The sequence below is a fragment of the Methanococcoides orientis genome (assembly GCF_021184045.1).
Lineage (GTDB): Archaea > Halobacteriota > Methanosarcinia > Methanosarcinales > Methanosarcinaceae > Methanococcoides > Methanococcoides orientis.
Map to the genome: position 1 here is coordinate 676,838 of NZ_CP073710.1, position 14,866 is coordinate 691,703.

General features: G+C 43.1%; 17 protein-coding genes. 6 read left to right on the forward strand and 11 right to left on the reverse strand.

Annotated features, from left to right (window positions below; translation table 11 throughout):
* Positions 1-34: 34 nt before the first annotated feature.
* The 3 genes from J7W08_RS03420 to J7W08_RS03425 all read right to left on the reverse strand — a co-directional run bounded on the left by J7W08_RS03420 (position 35) and on the right by J7W08_RS03425 (position 2,817).
* Positions 35-1,627: a sodium:solute symporter family protein gene (locus tag J7W08_RS03420; protein WP_233085248.1), complete on the reverse strand. Its 1,593-nt coding sequence runs from the start codon at positions 1,625-1,627 to the stop codon at positions 35-37.
* Entirely contained in the window at positions 1,627-1,746 is a 120-nt protein-coding gene (locus tag J7W08_RS12300; protein ID WP_375141060.1) for a symporter small accessory protein, read from the reverse strand. Before J7W08_RS12300 ends, J7W08_RS03420 begins: the two co-directional genes overlap by 1 nt.
* Before the next feature lie 246 nt (positions 1,747-1,992).
* On the reverse strand, positions 1,993-2,817 hold the full coding sequence (locus J7W08_RS03425; protein WP_233085249.1) for a molybdopterin synthase: 825 nt from the start codon (positions 2,815-2,817) through the stop codon (positions 1,993-1,995).
* A 208-nt stretch (positions 2,818-3,025) separates the two neighbouring features.
* Between J7W08_RS03425 and radC the strand changes: the two genes are divergently transcribed.
* The gene (gene radC, locus J7W08_RS03430; protein WP_233085250.1) at positions 3,026-3,715 is read left to right on the forward strand and encodes a RadC family protein; all 690 of its coding nucleotides are present in this window, start codon (positions 3,026-3,028) and stop codon (positions 3,713-3,715) included.
* 50 nt (positions 3,716-3,765) lie between these two features.
* On the opposite strand, the gene J7W08_RS03435 is transcribed toward radC, so the two are convergent.
* The 3 genes from J7W08_RS03435 to J7W08_RS03445 form a co-directional block, all read right to left on the reverse strand.
* Positions 3,766-4,248 carry a hypothetical protein gene (locus J7W08_RS03435; RefSeq protein WP_233085251.1) on the reverse strand — a complete coding sequence of 161 codons (483 nt, stop codon included), beginning with the start codon at positions 4,246-4,248 and terminating at the stop codon, positions 3,766-3,768.
* Between the two features lie 124 nt (positions 4,249-4,372).
* The gene (locus J7W08_RS03440) at positions 4,373-4,897 is read right to left on the reverse strand and encodes a dihydrofolate reductase family protein (protein ID WP_233085252.1); all 525 of its coding nucleotides are present in this window, start codon (positions 4,895-4,897) and stop codon (positions 4,373-4,375) included.
* A 67-nt stretch (positions 4,898-4,964) separates the two neighbouring features.
* On the reverse strand, positions 4,965-5,390 hold the full coding sequence (locus J7W08_RS03445; RefSeq protein WP_233085253.1) for a MarR family winged helix-turn-helix transcriptional regulator: 426 nt from the start codon (positions 5,388-5,390) through the stop codon (positions 4,965-4,967).
* A gap of 123 nt (positions 5,391-5,513) precedes the next feature.
* Between J7W08_RS03445 and mmp11 the strand changes: the two genes are divergently transcribed.
* Together mmp11 and J7W08_RS03455 are read left to right on the forward strand one after the other, a co-directional pair.
* Positions 5,514-6,422, forward strand: coding sequence for a methanogenesis marker protein 11 (mmp11, locus tag J7W08_RS03450; protein WP_233085254.1), 909 nt, complete (start codon positions 5,514-5,516; stop codon positions 6,420-6,422).
* Positions 6,419-7,972, forward strand: a complete 1,554-nt coding sequence (locus J7W08_RS03455) for a thiamine pyrophosphate-dependent enzyme (protein WP_233085255.1) — start codon at positions 6,419-6,421, stop codon at positions 7,970-7,972. The genes mmp11 and J7W08_RS03455 overlap by 4 nt, the downstream gene beginning before the upstream one ends.
* Here J7W08_RS03455 and J7W08_RS03460 read toward each other — a convergent pair.
* Both J7W08_RS03460 and J7W08_RS03465 read right to left on the reverse strand, forming a co-directional pair.
* Positions 7,939-8,292, reverse strand: a complete 354-nt coding sequence (locus tag J7W08_RS03460; protein WP_233085256.1) for a hypothetical protein — start codon at positions 8,290-8,292, stop codon at positions 7,939-7,941. The genes J7W08_RS03455 and J7W08_RS03460 overlap by 34 nt on opposite strands.
* A 27-nt stretch (positions 8,293-8,319) precedes the next feature.
* Positions 8,320-9,606, reverse strand: a complete 1,287-nt coding sequence (locus J7W08_RS03465) for an APC family permease (protein WP_233085257.1) — start codon at positions 9,604-9,606, stop codon at positions 8,320-8,322.
* A gap of 40 nt (positions 9,607-9,646) precedes the next feature.
* Here J7W08_RS03465 and J7W08_RS03470 point away from each other — a divergent pair, with 40 nt between their 5' ends.
* The gene (locus J7W08_RS03470) at positions 9,647-9,817 is read left to right on the forward strand and encodes a hypothetical protein (protein WP_233085258.1); all 171 of its coding nucleotides are present in this window, start codon (positions 9,647-9,649) and stop codon (positions 9,815-9,817) included.
* Positions 9,818-9,873: 56 nt separating this feature from the next.
* Here J7W08_RS03470 and J7W08_RS03475 read toward each other — a convergent pair whose 3' ends face one another.
* Positions 9,874-10,203, reverse strand: coding sequence for a CRISPR-associated protein Cas1 (locus tag J7W08_RS03475; RefSeq protein WP_233085259.1), 330 nt, complete (start codon positions 10,201-10,203; stop codon positions 9,874-9,876).
* 84 nt (positions 10,204-10,287) lie between these two features.
* Entirely contained in the window at positions 10,288-11,676 is a 1,389-nt protein-coding gene (locus J7W08_RS03480) for an amidase (RefSeq protein ID WP_233085260.1), read from the reverse strand.
* 327 nt (positions 11,677-12,003) lie between these two features.
* Between J7W08_RS03480 and J7W08_RS03485 the strand changes: the two genes are divergently transcribed.
* Together J7W08_RS03485 and J7W08_RS03490 are read left to right on the forward strand one after the other, a co-directional pair.
* The gene (locus J7W08_RS03485) at positions 12,004-12,753 is read left to right on the forward strand and encodes a DUF4386 domain-containing protein (RefSeq protein WP_233085261.1); all 750 of its coding nucleotides are present in this window, start codon (positions 12,004-12,006) and stop codon (positions 12,751-12,753) included.
* Between the two features lie 33 nt (positions 12,754-12,786).
* Complete coding sequence (locus tag J7W08_RS03490) at positions 12,787-13,773, forward strand: NAD(P)-dependent alcohol dehydrogenase (RefSeq protein WP_233085262.1); 987 nt, start codon at positions 12,787-12,789, stop codon at positions 13,771-13,773.
* A gap of 155 nt (positions 13,774-13,928) precedes the next feature.
* Here the strand turns inward: J7W08_RS03490 and J7W08_RS03495 are convergent, their stop codons facing one another.
* Complete coding sequence (locus J7W08_RS03495) at positions 13,929-14,555, reverse strand: YkgJ family cysteine cluster protein (RefSeq protein ID WP_233085263.1); 627 nt, start codon at positions 14,553-14,555, stop codon at positions 13,929-13,931.
* Positions 14,556-14,866: the final 311 nt, after the last annotated feature.

Genomic DNA, 14,866 nt, shown 5'->3' on the forward strand with positions numbered 1-14,866 from the left:
AGATCTTCTTAGTGTTTTGATCCGCTAGTTTCTCTTATTTCTGATTGCTGTAACAAGTCTCAAGGTGCTCCTTCGATGGAGGCTTTGTGGCAAGGCTGACAACCACTGCGACGACCATTGCAAGGGGGGTTGCTACGAGGATAGGGTCAACAACTGTCCATGTTCCTGTGAGCAATGTGTCCATTCCGAAGATCGCTTTTGATATGCCGAGGGGGACTGCTTCCTTTGCATGGACGAATGTCAGCCAGAAAAGGCTGCTTACTGTACCTACAAGCATACTTGCGATAGCACCTTCTTTTGTCATTCTCTTCCAGAACAATGCACCGATGTACATTGGAAGGAATGCTGCTGCACACAACCCGAAGAAGATCGCTGTTGCTCTTGCAATGATACTTATTGGAAGTATGTAGGCCAGGATGACACTTGCAAGTATCGTCACTGCAATACCAAGTCTTGTGATGTTCACCGTGTTTCCGATCTCTCCTTTCTTGATATACTCGCGGTAGAGGTCATGTCCTATAGCGGTTCCCATTGTATGGAACTGTGAGCTCAGTGTAGACATTGCAGCTGCAAGTAGTGTCAGCATGAAGAGAACAACGAACAATTCCGGCATTGCACCATTGATATATTCCGGCATAATGAGGTCAGTGTTCCCTTTTGCTGCTGCTACTGAAATAAGCCCCTGTGTCTTCTGGAAATAGACATTTGAGAGGGCTCCTACGGTAAAGGCCACACCGGTCATCATCAGGATAAATGGTCCTCCTACGAAGACAGCACGATTTAGTGCCTTGTCGTTCTCAACTGTCATAAACCTGACAGCAAGCTGAGGCTGTGCCAGTACGCCGATCCCTACTCCAAGAACGAGAGTTGAAATCAGCGTCCACCAGATGGGCGTACCGAAAGCCGGCATCGCGGTCCATCCAAGATGACCTCCCGCAGCAAGGGATTCAGGAACAAGACTTGACATGCCTGAAAGTGCTTCGTGTGCTGCAGTGACACCTCCGAGTTTGACATATGTCAGTGCAAGCAGGATTATCATACCAACGAACATGAAAGCACCCTGCAATGCATCGGTATACATTACAGCAATAAGTCCGCCTGTAATGACGTAAGCTGCTACTATGATCGTAAGGATAAGAACTGCAATATCGTAGTTCACTCCAAGTGTGGTTTCAACAAAACGAGCTCCACCGATCAGGACGATACCTGCATAAAGTGGCATGAACACGCCGATCAGCGCTCCGGAGAATCCCTGGATGAACCGGGACTGGAAACGTTTTCCAAGCAATTCCGGGAATGTGACAGCATTGAGACGGGCACCAATGCTTCTTGTTCTTTTTCCAAATATGACAAAAGCGATGAAGATACCGACAATGATGTTCATCACTGCAAGCCAGAGCAGACCCATGCCAAGAGCACCTGCTGCACCGCCAAAACCGACGATCGCAGATGTACTGATAAAAGTCGCACCATAGGAAAGTGCAAGAATATAAGGATGGATCGTTCGTCCGGCGACCATGTAGTCATCGATCTGTTTTGTTTTCTTGTATCCTAATAATCCCAGGTAGAAAATTATCATCAGATATACAAGTACAATAACTCCAAGCAGAGGGGTACTGACTGCCATTAGAAGTCATCCTCCTCTTCTTCATTCCATTTCAAAAGACCATAAACCATACAACCAAGAGCGCTTACAATGCAAAGTACGTAGGCGAGCCAGATCTGTGGGTCATCTATTCCTAACATAATTGTCACCACGTTTTATAATAAATGTACAAATCATGTCAAGCGTTAACACGAGGCATACTTTAAGGTTTCGTCTGAAATAAGTATATTCTGGAAGTCATTGAACATATAGTTGCATCAATGTCCATAAGTATACGGAAGCTGACGTGTGGTGGAGTTGTATAAGTAATAAAAGGTCAATTAAATGGAGAATTGTAATTAATTTACATGTAAAATAAGATTGGATGCGCTGAACTGAAAGGCAGTTCAGGCATGGTCGTGTACCCAGAAGTTACCGTCAACAGTGATCTCTTTCTTCCAGATTGGTACTTCTGACTTCACTCTTTCAAGTGTCTCTGCAAGAGCCGGGAAAAGCTGCTGCCTGTGGCCAGCTGCCACGACGATGTACACAATATCCTCCAGAGGTTTAATAGTGCCGACCTTGTGATGGATCAGCACGTCTATGATGCCTTCCTGCTGCATGATCTCTTCGCGGATCTTCTGAATGCTTGCATCAGCAGCCGTTTTATAACTCTCGAACTCGAGCTGGCTGGTCCTGAAGTCCTCATTGTCCACACGTACAATCCCGGTAAAGCTTCCTATCCCGCCTACCTTTTCTATCCCAGGAGTCTCCTTTATCTGCTTGAGAAGCAGGTCAAGTGTCACATGGTCAGGCTGTTCCTTTATCAGCTCCACAAGCTTGTCAAGATCCCAGTCAGACCTTGCAGGAAGCTTTGCAATCACATTTTGAACATCCTCATCCACATCTCCCAGTAATATCTTCGCAATAGAGTTGTTCTTTGCACCTTCTACCACAGCAAAGTCCATTCCTGCGTCTGCAAGAGCATCGATGGCCTTCTCAACAGAAGGGTCACGCTGGATGGAAACAAGCTCACTGTTGGTTATAGCTGTGACCATGTCAGCTCCGGCATCGAAATGTTTGCCTGTATCAGTTTTCGGATCATCAAGGCGATGGTCAAGCATCATTTTGGCTGTTCCCACACGACCAAGTTTTGAAAGCTCTTGAACCAGCTTTGTAACAAGGGTTGTTTTTCCTGTATTCTTGTATCCTATTACTGAGATGACTTTCATGGTCTTTCTGTATTTTCAGCTCACTATATAAGCACGTTGGATTATGGAAACACAAATAGAAATGGATAGATAAAGTAAATGAAAGCAGACAATAAGAAATGAAAATAGGAAGTAAAACGGAAAATAAAAAGGATATTCCTTATAAAAATATAAAGCAACAACTTAAATTTCGGCTGCTTTATATTAATCCACTATATTATACCTCCACATGCCTGACCATAAAGTGCGTATACATGACATGCCTGAAGAGGAACGCCCAAGGGAGCGCCTGCTAAAGTACGGCCCCAGCTCACTTTCCAATGCAGAGCTGCTGTCAATTATCCTTCGCACAGGCTCAAAGGACGAGAACGTCCTGAACATGTGTGCACGCATACTTTCTGAATATAACCTGAAGCAGCTCAGCCAGGCAAACATCAGCCAGCTAACAAAGATGCGTGGTATTGGTCCTGCAAAGGCTACACAGATAGCTGCCGTTTTTGAACTTGCAAGAAAGCTGGAGGTCTTCATGGATGATCCCAAACGGAAGATACGATCAGCCGGTGATGTCTATTCACTCCTTTATCCAAAGCACAGGGAGCTCAAAAAGGAAATTCTCACTGCTCTCTACCTTGACACCAAGAACCAGATCCTTCGGGAAGAGGTCGTATCCATTGGCAGCCTGAACGCGAACATCGTCCACCCTCGCGAGGTGTTCAAGTCAGCACTTATGGAGTCATCAGCATCTGTCATACTGACTCATAACCACCCTTCAGGCGACCCGTCACCAAGCAGGGAGGACATAGCTGTTACTGAAAAGCTTGTTGAGGGTGGGAAGATCCTCGGGATCAATGTTCTGGATCATGTGATAATCGGGGATGGCAGGTATGTCAGTCTGAAAGAGGAAGGTTTCATCAGTTGATATTTTGTCAATCAATATTTCATCAAATACTAGGGCTATCGGTACTATTTTCAATCGACGTGGCTGAGAAGTTCCATAAGCTGTAGCACAAAAATAAGCAATGCAAGTAGCAGGTATGGTATTTTTCGGAATGCAATTAGGAAGCCTATTAGTGAATGGGCAAGTGAATACTTCCAGAAATCATCAATAATATCAAATATGTATGTCCATTCAAAATACCTGTCAAGTCGTGAGAATTGGAAATCAACAATTGCACCGATGGGTACGGCATAAAAGAACATAAGTGGTATTATCACTAGTCCTAACATTGCAGAAGACAGTTTGTTTCCTGTGTAGTAGGCATAGCAAGCCAATGTAATAATTGGTCCAACCAGTATAACGAACATAGAAAATGGATCGAACAGCACTCCTATCAATGCAAGTATGAATGGAAATCCCAGAATGACAAATATGGAATAAGATGGGTCTTTGATGGCATCTTTAATTCTATCTGTATATTCTGTTCTTTTCTTCGCAGAAAGATTTAGTTTCATTGTAGCTGAATTCATCATTCAATATTTAATTATATGTATTATTCATAAATATATGATGTATCTCTAATTTGTTTTATTTATTTTGTCCCCTTAATTTCAATGAACTGATCCATATGAATACCGCTTATCTTTTTGCATAATGGAGCATTGCAATTCCATTCACAGTTTCATTCTTTAACAATTTCAGCTTGATCTCAGGATTTTTGTCTTTGAAAAGAGAGATCCCTTCTCCCAGGACACAGGGGATAACAGAAATAAAGTATTCATCGATCAGGTCTTTCTTTATGAAGTCATCAATAAGTCCTGCACCGCCTATTATCCAGACATCTCTCCCATTTTCTCGTTTTAGTTTTCCAATGAGATCTTCGACATTTTCATCAGTAAATTCAACATCTTCGTTGTTGTCCCTTTTTTCTGATGTGTAAACATATCCTCTGGTCCCCTTGTATGGATATTCTCCGAAAGTAAGTATCTGGTCGTATGTCTTCCGACCCATGATCACTGTATCAACGGATCCATAGAATTCATCATAACCAATATCCTCATCAGGTTCAGAGCCATCACCTTCCAGCCAGTCAACATCCCCATTCTTTCGTGCGATGTAGCCATCTAGACTCATTGCAATATACAAAATAACATTTCGACTCATTTTTTCTTCACCTTTCAATTTTAGTCCTTTTGGCATACACTTTCAGCTGTCAGCTTCTCGCCACTCATTACTTAGTTTCCTCTTCAAGTCCTCTGGAGATCCGATTCCATAAATTTGCGAATAGCTTGAAGTCGTCATCACCAAGTATTTCCTCTATCTTTCTGAAGAACTGTTGATCTGCAGAATCAAGAACTTCAAGAACTTCTTTTCCAGTGTCGGAAATACATAGGTGAGAGAAACGTCTGTCCTGAGTGGATTCCCGGACAGCTACAAGTCCCATCTCCTGAAGCTTTTTGACCGCATTGCTTACAGCAGGTTTTGATACCCTCACACTGCTTGCCAGTTCTGACATGGTTGGGTCACCTAATGTCTTGATCTGAGTGAGATACAAGTACAATCTTGCACTCAGGTCCCTGTTATTGTCAGGTTTCCCATCATTAACGATCTTGTTGTAGTATATGCTAACATTTTCAAAAGATAGTTGATCAGGCATAATAGTTAATTAAGTTAATTAATTATATACTTATTGGGGATAACGTTTTGCCTGAGAGATCATTTCGGACAAATCGTCTATTTAACAAAACTTTTAAACCATTGCCTGTAATTATCCATTCAGATGAAAGAAGTAGAACTCACAGACCCCTACACCATTCCTTACAGGGGCATATATGTAGTCTGCGATGAAGAGAATAAGAGCGCAGAGATAATTGAGCATACCAATTGCTATAGTGGGGCTGCATGGTCACGTTTCCATTATGCGAGATCTCCACTGATACAGCAGGCACGTGCTGTGGGGGACATGACTCGCTATCTTATGAGTACCGGGGTATGCGACCTGTCACTTCAGCCATCTGTGGCTGCTGCAGGGATCGAGTCCGTTGTGGTTGAAGGCGATGAGGTCTCAATAACCTATGCAGGTCTTGGTGGCGGCGGTGTGGGTGCTACGAAATGCAGGGCATTTGCACAGGGAGTATTGCGCTACGACGTTAGTGAATCCGGTGGCGGGAAAGCTGCCAAAGGCACTATTGTAGTTCCGAGACGTGAGCGTGTCCTTATCGGCATCGATGATACCGATACAAAGGAAGAGGGAGCCACGTGGTCCATGACACACAACATTGCAACGGCGCTGAACTGCAACGAATCCGTTTATCTTTCACATTCACTTGTACAGCTATTCCCGGTATCAGCAAAGACGCAGAACTGTGTTTCCACTGTGCTGGAGTTCGGTTGTGTCAGCAAGGAAGCAAAGCAGGAGCTTCTGGAAAACCTGAAGGCTGCGCTCCTTAAATACAGTGTTTCCGATGAGACCGGAATGGTCGTACTATCATCTTTTGAAGCTACCAGGATGGAGGAATACAGCACCATGTGCCGTAGCGGGGAGCTAACTAAGGATATCGCCATGGAACATGCAGAGAAGAACGGTGTTGATGTCTGGCTCGATGGGAACGGTGTCATTGGTGCTCTTGCATCACTTGCATGGTTCGCACGACCTGATGAATCGGTAGATCTGGACGCAAAGTTATGACCGGAACTGACAAGAGAATCGGAACTTCAGAGATCTCCGGACTTGAAGCACTCTATTTTGGATTGATCGACAGCAACGTGGAGTTTGTCACAGGAGTTGCCGGCTTTCCTGTCACTGCCGTAATGAACTATTTTGAGAAGAATCTCGGACCTGAAATTCCCACGCTCTGGATGACGAACGAGAAGGTCGCCCTGGAGGCAGCACTTGGTGCCTCAGTTTCAGGCAAACGATCTCTTGTCCTCACAAAGCATGTGGGCATGAACGTCCTTTCCGACCCCCTTGTTACATCTGTCACCCACACCATTGGTGCCGGGTTAGTGATCGTAGCAGGAGATGATCCCGGGGTCAGAGCATCCCAGAACGAGCAGGATTCACGATGGTACGGCGAGGTTGCAGAGGTTGCTGTATTCGACCCGTCGAATCCGGAGGCTACTTACAGTTCACTTATCAGGGCTTTCGAACTCTCCGAAAGTACGAAAACTCCTGTGATAGTCAGGATAACCGACCGCCTGGAAAAAACCACTGGAACTGTTACAAGATCAGATGACATTAAAACAGAGACCGAAGCAAAAGCCACATTTGACAGGTCGATCTGGAAGCTGACAATGCGTGGCAAGCACCAGCATTTTCACATAAATGTACAGCCGTTGCTTGTGGATGAAGCAGAGAACAACCCTCTGACCCGATCTGTTAAAGCTGGTAAGTCAAACAAGATCGGAATCATATCTTCAGGCTATCCCTCTTTACTTGTGGATGAACTATTGTCCGAAAAACAGCTTGAGGTCTCGCATCTTTCACTTAATGTCGTATCCCCTCTTCCTCTCAGGAAATTAAGGGATTTCATATCCGATCATGAAAAGGTTCTCGTCGTTGAGGAAAGTGAGGCCTTTATGGAATCCCATATCGGCATCTGTGGGAACGTGCTTGGAAAGATGAGCGGACATCTCCCCTATGGTCGTATTGAAAAAGATCAGATTGCTCTTGCCATCGAGAACATTGATAAAGATAAGGTAACTGAATATACTTTCATTGAGACCATCAAGGGACGAGGTTCCCGCTCGTTGTGCGAGGACTGTCTTTTCCTCCCGGTCTACAGAATGCTTCACGACCTGAACATTCTGATAGCAGGCGACATGGGCTGCTCCATACGCAGTGCCCCTGCACCCCTTGAAGCCGTTGATGTCGGCTTTGCACTCGGTGCCGCTATTTCCACAGCCATAGGTTTCGACAAGAAGTCCGTTGCCGTTATAGGCGATTTCGGACTTTCCCATTCCGGGATCGTAGGTCTGATAAACGCTGTTGAGACCAAACGTGACGTGCTGGTAATGGTACTGGACAACAGGACAGCAGCAATGACTGGTGGACAATCCACACCTGACCTTACTGATGCTGTAAAAGGGCTCTGTGATGATGTCACTTTGTTTGAGTTCAATGATCCGGAGCTTGCTGAGAGCAGGATAAAGGAACTTGCAGGGCTTGTGAGGGATAAGCTTTCTGTGAAGGGTGTCTCTGTTATTTATGTCAGGGCTGAATGTGTTTTGTATAAGTGAAGAGTAAAGGCTGGCTTTTTTGCGGTTCTTTTAATTTTAAGACTGTCTGGCAAAAACATTGGAATAAGTAATATAATGAAAACAATAGTTGCCATGAATCCACTAATAAATGTTTGTCCAGCAAGATGGAAGCCATAGACCAATGCAATTATGAAATAGATTAAATGGCATAGCTTGAAACCAAAGCCTAGATGACCATTTATTTTTACCATATCTTCATCAATTTTTTCAAATAAAAAATAAGCAGAATCAAACTTCTGTTTATTCTCTTTTCTATGCGTATTGAAAGAAACTCTCCCTTTTTTATGGGCAAGGTCCACTCCATCAAGGGCACGTACCCCACACCATCAGTATAAATTACTTTGGCTCTTTAACCTGATAAATACTACCACGACACCCACAAGCAATAAAATAAAACCATAGACAATGACCTCAAGACTCAGGTGTGCAAAGAGCAAAAGGGCACATAATATACCAAAAAGCGGTGAAAGGGGAAAACGGCCTATGTTAAAGGGAATCCTGAATGGTCTTTCGATATCGGGTCTTGAGTACCTCAACCATATCAGTGAAAGATTGATCGTTATAAAGATGATAAAGACCATGAAATTGGTCATATTCGCCACGATCTCGATATCACCTATGAAAACAAACATTATTGAGAGTGATGTGAACACTAATATAGAGACCAATGGAGTCCTTGTCTTTGGATGAACCCAGGAGATCAATGAGGGAAGTGAACCAGATTCCGCCATACCATAGAGTATCCTCGAGCCCCCGATCTGCATAAGCAGAACGGTATTGGCAGTCGAGAAAAGAGCTATCAACGAAAGGATGACAAATGCATTGCTGCCCAACGCCACGGATGCAACCTCTGCCAGAGGAGCCGAAGACGTTGACAATACCCTCCAGTCAAGGACACTCACAGCAGCCAATGCAACAAGTATGTAAAGCAATACAGTGGTTGCAATGGCAATTATAAGGGCTCGGGGTGTCGTCCTATGAGGGTCCTTTGTCTCTTGTGATAGCTTTACTATCTCCTCAAAGCCGAGGAATGCAAAGAAAACAAGCGCTGATGCCTCAAATATGCCTGACAGACTCTGTACCTCCAGATAGTCCACAGAACCCATATAGGGAAGACCTATGGAGATTATCACAAGCAAGCCTATCATCTCGATGACGGTCATAAGAATGGCAGCCCTTGCAGATTGCTTAATACCCACGAAAAGGATCAATGTGAAAAGCAGTATAAGAGCGATAGCTGAGGGAATAGCAGGGGTGTGAAACAGAACCCCGAAATATTCCGCAAAGCCAAGGGCAACGGTAGAGCTTGAAATAATCTCCACGAAAATGACCAGCAGGCCTATAAGAAGACCCAGGAACTCGCCGAAGGCATTCCTGACATACTCATATTCGGCCCCTGCCTTGGGGAACATGGATGAAAGCTCCATGTAACTTATAGCGGTAAGCCCGGCAGCAATGGCAGCAAACAAAAAGGACAACCAAAGGGTATTGCCCGAAAGACCTGCTGCCTTTCCAATAAGAACATATATACCGGCTCCCAGTATGCTTCCCACACCACTGAGTGTGATCTCCAAAAGCCCAAGCTCTCTTTTAAGAGTAACCTCTTCTCCCATTAAATCCCAAATAGAGTTAATCTCTGAAAATACAAATAGTTTGGCAGCAGTTGAAGATTTCGATGGAGACTTGGATTTGGTGATTTACTTTAGAGTCCAAAAAACTGGAATAGAAGCAGGGGATACAGATGCAACTTTGACAGGTGAAACTTTTGATGGGACACCCTTCGAAGGCACTGACTCAGTAAGAACTGTTCCACCTACAAAATGATTCTGATCCAACATCAGGATCTACTTTTTTCTTTTTCAAAAGAACTAGTGCTTTTGTCATGAAACAATAGAAGCCGTTGAATCCCATTTTTCCAATCTCTCCCTCACATGAACATTGAGAGTAAATGGCTTATCACTCTTTGTATTTTGCTTTATATAATGCAACGTACCTTTGGAAAATCCCATCTTCTTCCACTCAGTATAAGATATGTCAATGATCTTCTTCCTCAACAGATCAGAATCATCCCTTTCACCTACATAAACAGTCTTCATGAACTCAGCAGCTTTCCTCTTCCCAACAAGATGATGGCTAAGCTCCCTTGCCTTGAACAACAGTACAGATCCCCAGGAATTGTTCTTCTTTCTGTACTCGGCCTTACCGTTCATATTGCATTGATTTCTTCAGTAACCTTCCTTGATCAAGTTGGTTTAAGCCTCAGTGAAAAACTCTCAGCATCCTCTACATGCTTATCAGAGCTGTGGAGGCTGCCAGCCACCCAGGACTTTCTCGATGTATTGCACCACAGCCAGAGCAACATCTTCTCGCCATGGACGAGCCACCACCTGTACACCAATGGGCAGTCCTTCCGGTGAAGTACCGGCACGGACAACTGCAGCAGGCCATCCGGTCAGGTTATAGGTCATGGTATAGCTAAAAGCAGGGAAGTTTTCGAGCCAGGTTCCATGAGGAATGGCAGGATAGGCACACACAGGACAGATCATCACATCATAGTTCTCCATGAAAGAGAGCATTTTACTGCGGAAAATGTCCAACTGGATCAGCAATTCACTGAAATCAGCAGATGATCCGGCTTCAGCATGGCACTCTTCTAAAGTAACTTTTGTCCAGGGATGTATTTCAGTTGTCCCTGCAGCCTCTAAGGACTTTTCAATCCAATATCCGGCGTCTGCTTCAAACATAGCATTCTCGAGCCAAAAAGACTGTTCAATTCCTTCAGGCATGTCTTCTGTCACATCCATGCCTGCATCTGAAAGTACCCTTAAGGTTTTCATCACTACCTTAGCTGTTTCCGGTGTGGGCGGTATGATACCATTATCTGTGTAGACAGCAGCACGCAGTTTATTTATCTCAACTTTATCAGGATCACCCAGTGGCATAGGGGCGATCGCAGGATCGCGCCAGTCTACACCTGCAATAATTGGAAGTGTTAATATCAGATCTTCTACGAACCTTGCCATTGGTCCGGCCTGCCATAATTGAACTATGTGTCCAAATGGAGTCGGAAAGTGGCCTGTTAATGGAACTCTTCCTGCAGTCGGCTTGATGCCGGCTATACCACAGAAATGGGACGGTAAACGAATGCTTCCCCCTGCATCATTGCCAAGGCCTAATGGGGATCCGCCCGCAGCAATAATGGATGCTTCTCCTCCACTGCTACCTCCGGATGTACGTGAAAGATCGTAAGGGTTCGATGTACGTCCATAAACCAGATTGTCGCTCTCAAGGGCAAGAGCCAGCTCCGGGAGATTGGTCTTTCCCAATAAGATTCCTCCTGCATCCTTCATTCGGGTTACAATGGTAGCGTCCTGAGCTGGAACAAAAGATGAACGCCCTTTAGTTCCTGATGTGCAAATAATTCCTTTTATCTCTGCATTATCTTTGACCGTAAATGGTACACCGTGAAGTGGCCCTTTAATATCTCCCCGTGCAAGAGCAGCATCGGCCTTTCGGGCCTGTTCCCGAGCCTCATTGGCTTGAAGTTGTACGATCGCGTTCAATTCAGGATTTACTTCTTCGATCTGCTGCAAGTATGCTTCAACAACTTCTTCAGAACTGATCTCTTTTGCACGAATAGATTGTGCCAGTGCCTTCGCAGATGAGTAGATGATTTTGTCCAATAACTTTACCCCCATTGTAAATTTGTTACTTGTATTGATATAAAATCTTCGCTTATCTTGCATTCGCCCTTCAAAATAGTTTCCATATTAATCGCTTTGTCCGAAAAATCATCTTGTTGTCCATTCAAACCAATTATTTGGACGTTACCTATATTCCTGCATAGCAAGTCGGGGAGATATACAACGCTAAAGAAGTGTGCAGGTTGTGGAGGAGTTACAAAACCTAATTGTTCCCGGGAAAACAATGGTAGATCTCCGCAAAAGGCAACGCATCCAAAAATATTATATAGTTATCTCTCCCACTTTTTAAAGTGGGAGTGGTGTTAGATGGAAATAATCGATAAAAAGATGGATTCTCACAGAAAGACCGCAACAATCGTGGGAATATTGTTCATATTTGCGATCGTCATGCTTTTTGTTGGAGAAGCTCTTTACAAACCTATTCTGGATTCTCCGGATTACCTGGATAATGCTTATCCAAACAAAACAGTTGTAATAACTGGAATACTGCTGGAATTTACAGGTGTTCCTGCAGTAGTTCTCTTATCATTGCTCTTGTTCCCCGTCTTAAAAAGACACAATGAAGTTCTGGCCCTGGGGTATGTTGTTTTCAGATTGTTTGAGGCTGCGCTTTTAAGTGTTGCTTATATCAGTAAGCTGTCACTGGTCAATCTAAGCCAGGATTATTTGAGTAAAGGAGGGGTAGATGCTTCATATTTCCAGTACATAGGAAGCTCGATACAGTCAGTTAATCACTGGGCTGGCACACAGGGACTGATCTATCATATCGCTTTTGCTTTAGGGTCCATGATGCTTTATTATGTATTGTATAGATCAAAACTCGTTCCACGATTCATATCAGCATGGGGTTTTATTGCTGCTATAGCTTTGCTGATCGGTTCTGTGCTGATCAATATTGGCATATTCGCTGGAGTTTCTGAAGTGGGATTGGAGCTCATCTTTGCCCTTCCAATCGCTGTGGCTGAGATCATGCTCTCGATATGGCTCATAGTGAAAGGGTTCGATCCATCCGCGATCACTTCCGCGTATGCAAAAACAGATACAAACGAAGTTTGAATTAGCACATCTAAAATAAGGAAAGATGCACAAATGAAAGCGATTGTAGCCGCAAAATATGGGTCACTGGATGTTCTTGAGTTAAAGGAAGTGGCTAAACCTATCCCAAAGGACAATGAAGTTCTTGTAAAAATTCATGCAGCAGCAGTAACAATATCAGATATAATGATGCTAAGGGGTTCCCCGGTTATAACAAGATTTTTTACTGGTCTTTTAAGGCCAAGAATGGCTATACAAGGCTCGGAGTTTGCTGGAGAGGTCGAAGCAGTAGGCAAAGATGTAAAGCGATTTAAAGAAGGTGACAAGGTATTTGGAACGAATGGTTCCAATCTTGGTTGTTATGCCGAGCTTGTATGTATTCCTGAAGAGGGGTTTCTGGATATAATGCCAGACAACATGTCCTATGAGGAAGCTGCTCCCGTCTGTGGGGCATTAGCAGCATGGAATTTCCTTAAAGATAAGGCAAATGTTCAGAGCGGGCAGAAAGTCCTTATCAATGGCGCTTCTGGAAGTATGGGTACAGCTGCGATACAGATCGCCAGGTACTTTGGAGCAGAAGTTACCGGAGTATGCAGTACCACGAATTTAGAACTGGTAAAATCTCTGGGAGCAGATAAGGTAATTGATCACACCAAAGAGGATTTTACCAAAAGCGGTGAGACATATGACATTATCTTTGACGCGGAAAGCAAGACTTCATTTTCACGTTCTAAAGGCTCTCTAACGCAAAAAGGCATCTATCTTAAAACATTCCCTGGGATAGCAATTCTTCTTCAAATGTTGTGGACTTCAAAGATAGGCAGCAAAAAAGCCAAGTTTTCGGCCACAGGCCTTCTGCCAGTTCCAGAGCGTCTGATCTTCCTCAAAGATCTTAAAGAACTTATTGAGGCTGGGATACTAAAATCAGTCATTGACAGAAGTTATCCGCTGGAACAAATTGTCGAGGCTTACAAGTATGTCGAAACAGAGGAAGAAGTAGGAAATATAGTCATAACTGTTGGATATAGTAACAATATCTGAAAAGAAACTGTTATTATGTGATTCCATTCTTCCCTCATCTCCCTAACGGTTCATAACAGCAAGGTCCACAATAAATCTGAACGTTTCTTGATCTTAGGAGACTTGCCTGTAAGCATCTTTCATGCTAAAATGTTGGGGGAGGAATATTGATCATTTTATATTGAACAATGTTTCTTCTGTATGTCAGATACGTCGGGGATCTTCTTTAATGCATTTTTAGATAGCAGGAACATGGATAGCATCTCAAGTTCATCGTAAGGTATCTGCATCTCTTGCAGGGACTCTCTGGAATGAAATTCCGAGGCCTCGATTGCATAAGACTCGAGGCTTATCTCCCATTGCATCATTTTTTCAACTTTTTCAGCAGCAGGAATATCTGCTTTCGATATTGTATCCGTTGCCCAGGATGATATGTCTTTGATGATCATAAAACCCAATGGACATGGTTGTAATCCCAATGTTGTCCCTGAATTGTTCACCTTGAACGGGTACATACCACAGACAGTTGGTCTTCTTTCATAGGTTTCACACCTGTTAATCTGGTTGAGAAAAGAACATGGATTGTTCATAATGTAAAGAGCTGGATACAGAACATCACTTCTAATACCATTCGTTCTTTCATGATCATTTTCCTTCAGAAGATTGAACTCGTCTTCGAATATATGAACCCGTCCATTCCTGCAACATTCAGCCTTACAGGTATCAGGACATTCATAGTATTGCAGAATGTTCTGTATCACATTGTAGTGAATAGCTTTTTTTACCATTATAACAGAGTTCAAAATCCCTAATCTCCATTTTTAGAAAATATTTTATCGATTAAAAACTAGAATTAGTTTCAATAATGATATAACGTATATATAGGGGCTTTGCTTTATTAAAAATAGTTAAAATAAAGTTTTTAAGCTTATAATTAGTAATAATAAGTCCATTATTTTCAAAAACAAATATATTCAGAATAATAAGGATTTAAAATTCAAATTTAGCTTTTTGAATGTATAATTAGAAAATAAATCAAAATAATCGATTTTAAAATATTAATAAAAATAAGATCTTAATTTAAAGTTACTATAAGCTTTTTTTTGTTAATTAA

Excerpts from the sequence above, each read along its gene's own strand:
- J7W08_RS03475 (WP_233085259.1), bottom strand. The coding sequence starts at position 10,203 with ATGAACGGTAAGGCCGAGTACAGAAAGAAGAACAATTCCTGGGGATCT.
- J7W08_RS03490 (WP_233085262.1), top strand. The coding sequence starts at position 12,787 with ATGAAAGCGATTGTAGCCGCAAAATATGGGTCACTGGATGTTCTTGAG.
- radC (WP_233085250.1), top strand. The coding sequence starts at position 3,026 with ATGCCTGACCATAAAGTGCGTATACATGACATGCCTGAAGAGGAACGC.
- J7W08_RS03440 (WP_233085252.1), bottom strand. The coding sequence starts at position 4,897 with ATGAGTCGAAATGTTATTTTGTATATTGCAATGAGTCTAGATGGCTAC.
- J7W08_RS12300 (WP_375141060.1), bottom strand. The coding sequence starts at position 1,746 with ATGTTAGGAATAGATGACCCACAGATCTGGCTCGCCTACGTACTTTGC.
- J7W08_RS03455 (WP_233085255.1), top strand. The coding sequence starts at position 6,419 with ATGACCGGAACTGACAAGAGAATCGGAACTTCAGAGATCTCCGGACTT.
- J7W08_RS03425 (WP_233085249.1), bottom strand. The coding sequence starts at position 2,817 with ATGAAAGTCATCTCAGTAATAGGATACAAGAATACAGGAAAAACAACC.
- J7W08_RS03465 (WP_233085257.1), bottom strand. The coding sequence starts at position 9,606 with ATGGGAGAAGAGGTTACTCTTAAAAGAGAGCTTGGGCTTTTGGAGATC.
- J7W08_RS03420 (WP_233085248.1), bottom strand. The coding sequence starts at position 1,627 with ATGGCAGTCAGTACCCCTCTGCTTGGAGTTATTGTACTTGTATATCTG.
- J7W08_RS03485 (WP_233085261.1), top strand. The coding sequence starts at position 12,004 with ATGGAAATAATCGATAAAAAGATGGATTCTCACAGAAAGACCGCAACA.
- J7W08_RS03445 (WP_233085253.1), bottom strand. The coding sequence starts at position 5,390 with ATGCCTGATCAACTATCTTTTGAAAATGTTAGCATATACTACAACAAG.
- mmp11 (WP_233085254.1), top strand. The coding sequence starts at position 5,514 with ATGAAAGAAGTAGAACTCACAGACCCCTACACCATTCCTTACAGGGGC.
- J7W08_RS03435 (WP_233085251.1), bottom strand. The coding sequence starts at position 4,248 with ATGAAACTAAATCTTTCTGCGAAGAAAAGAACAGAATATACAGATAGA.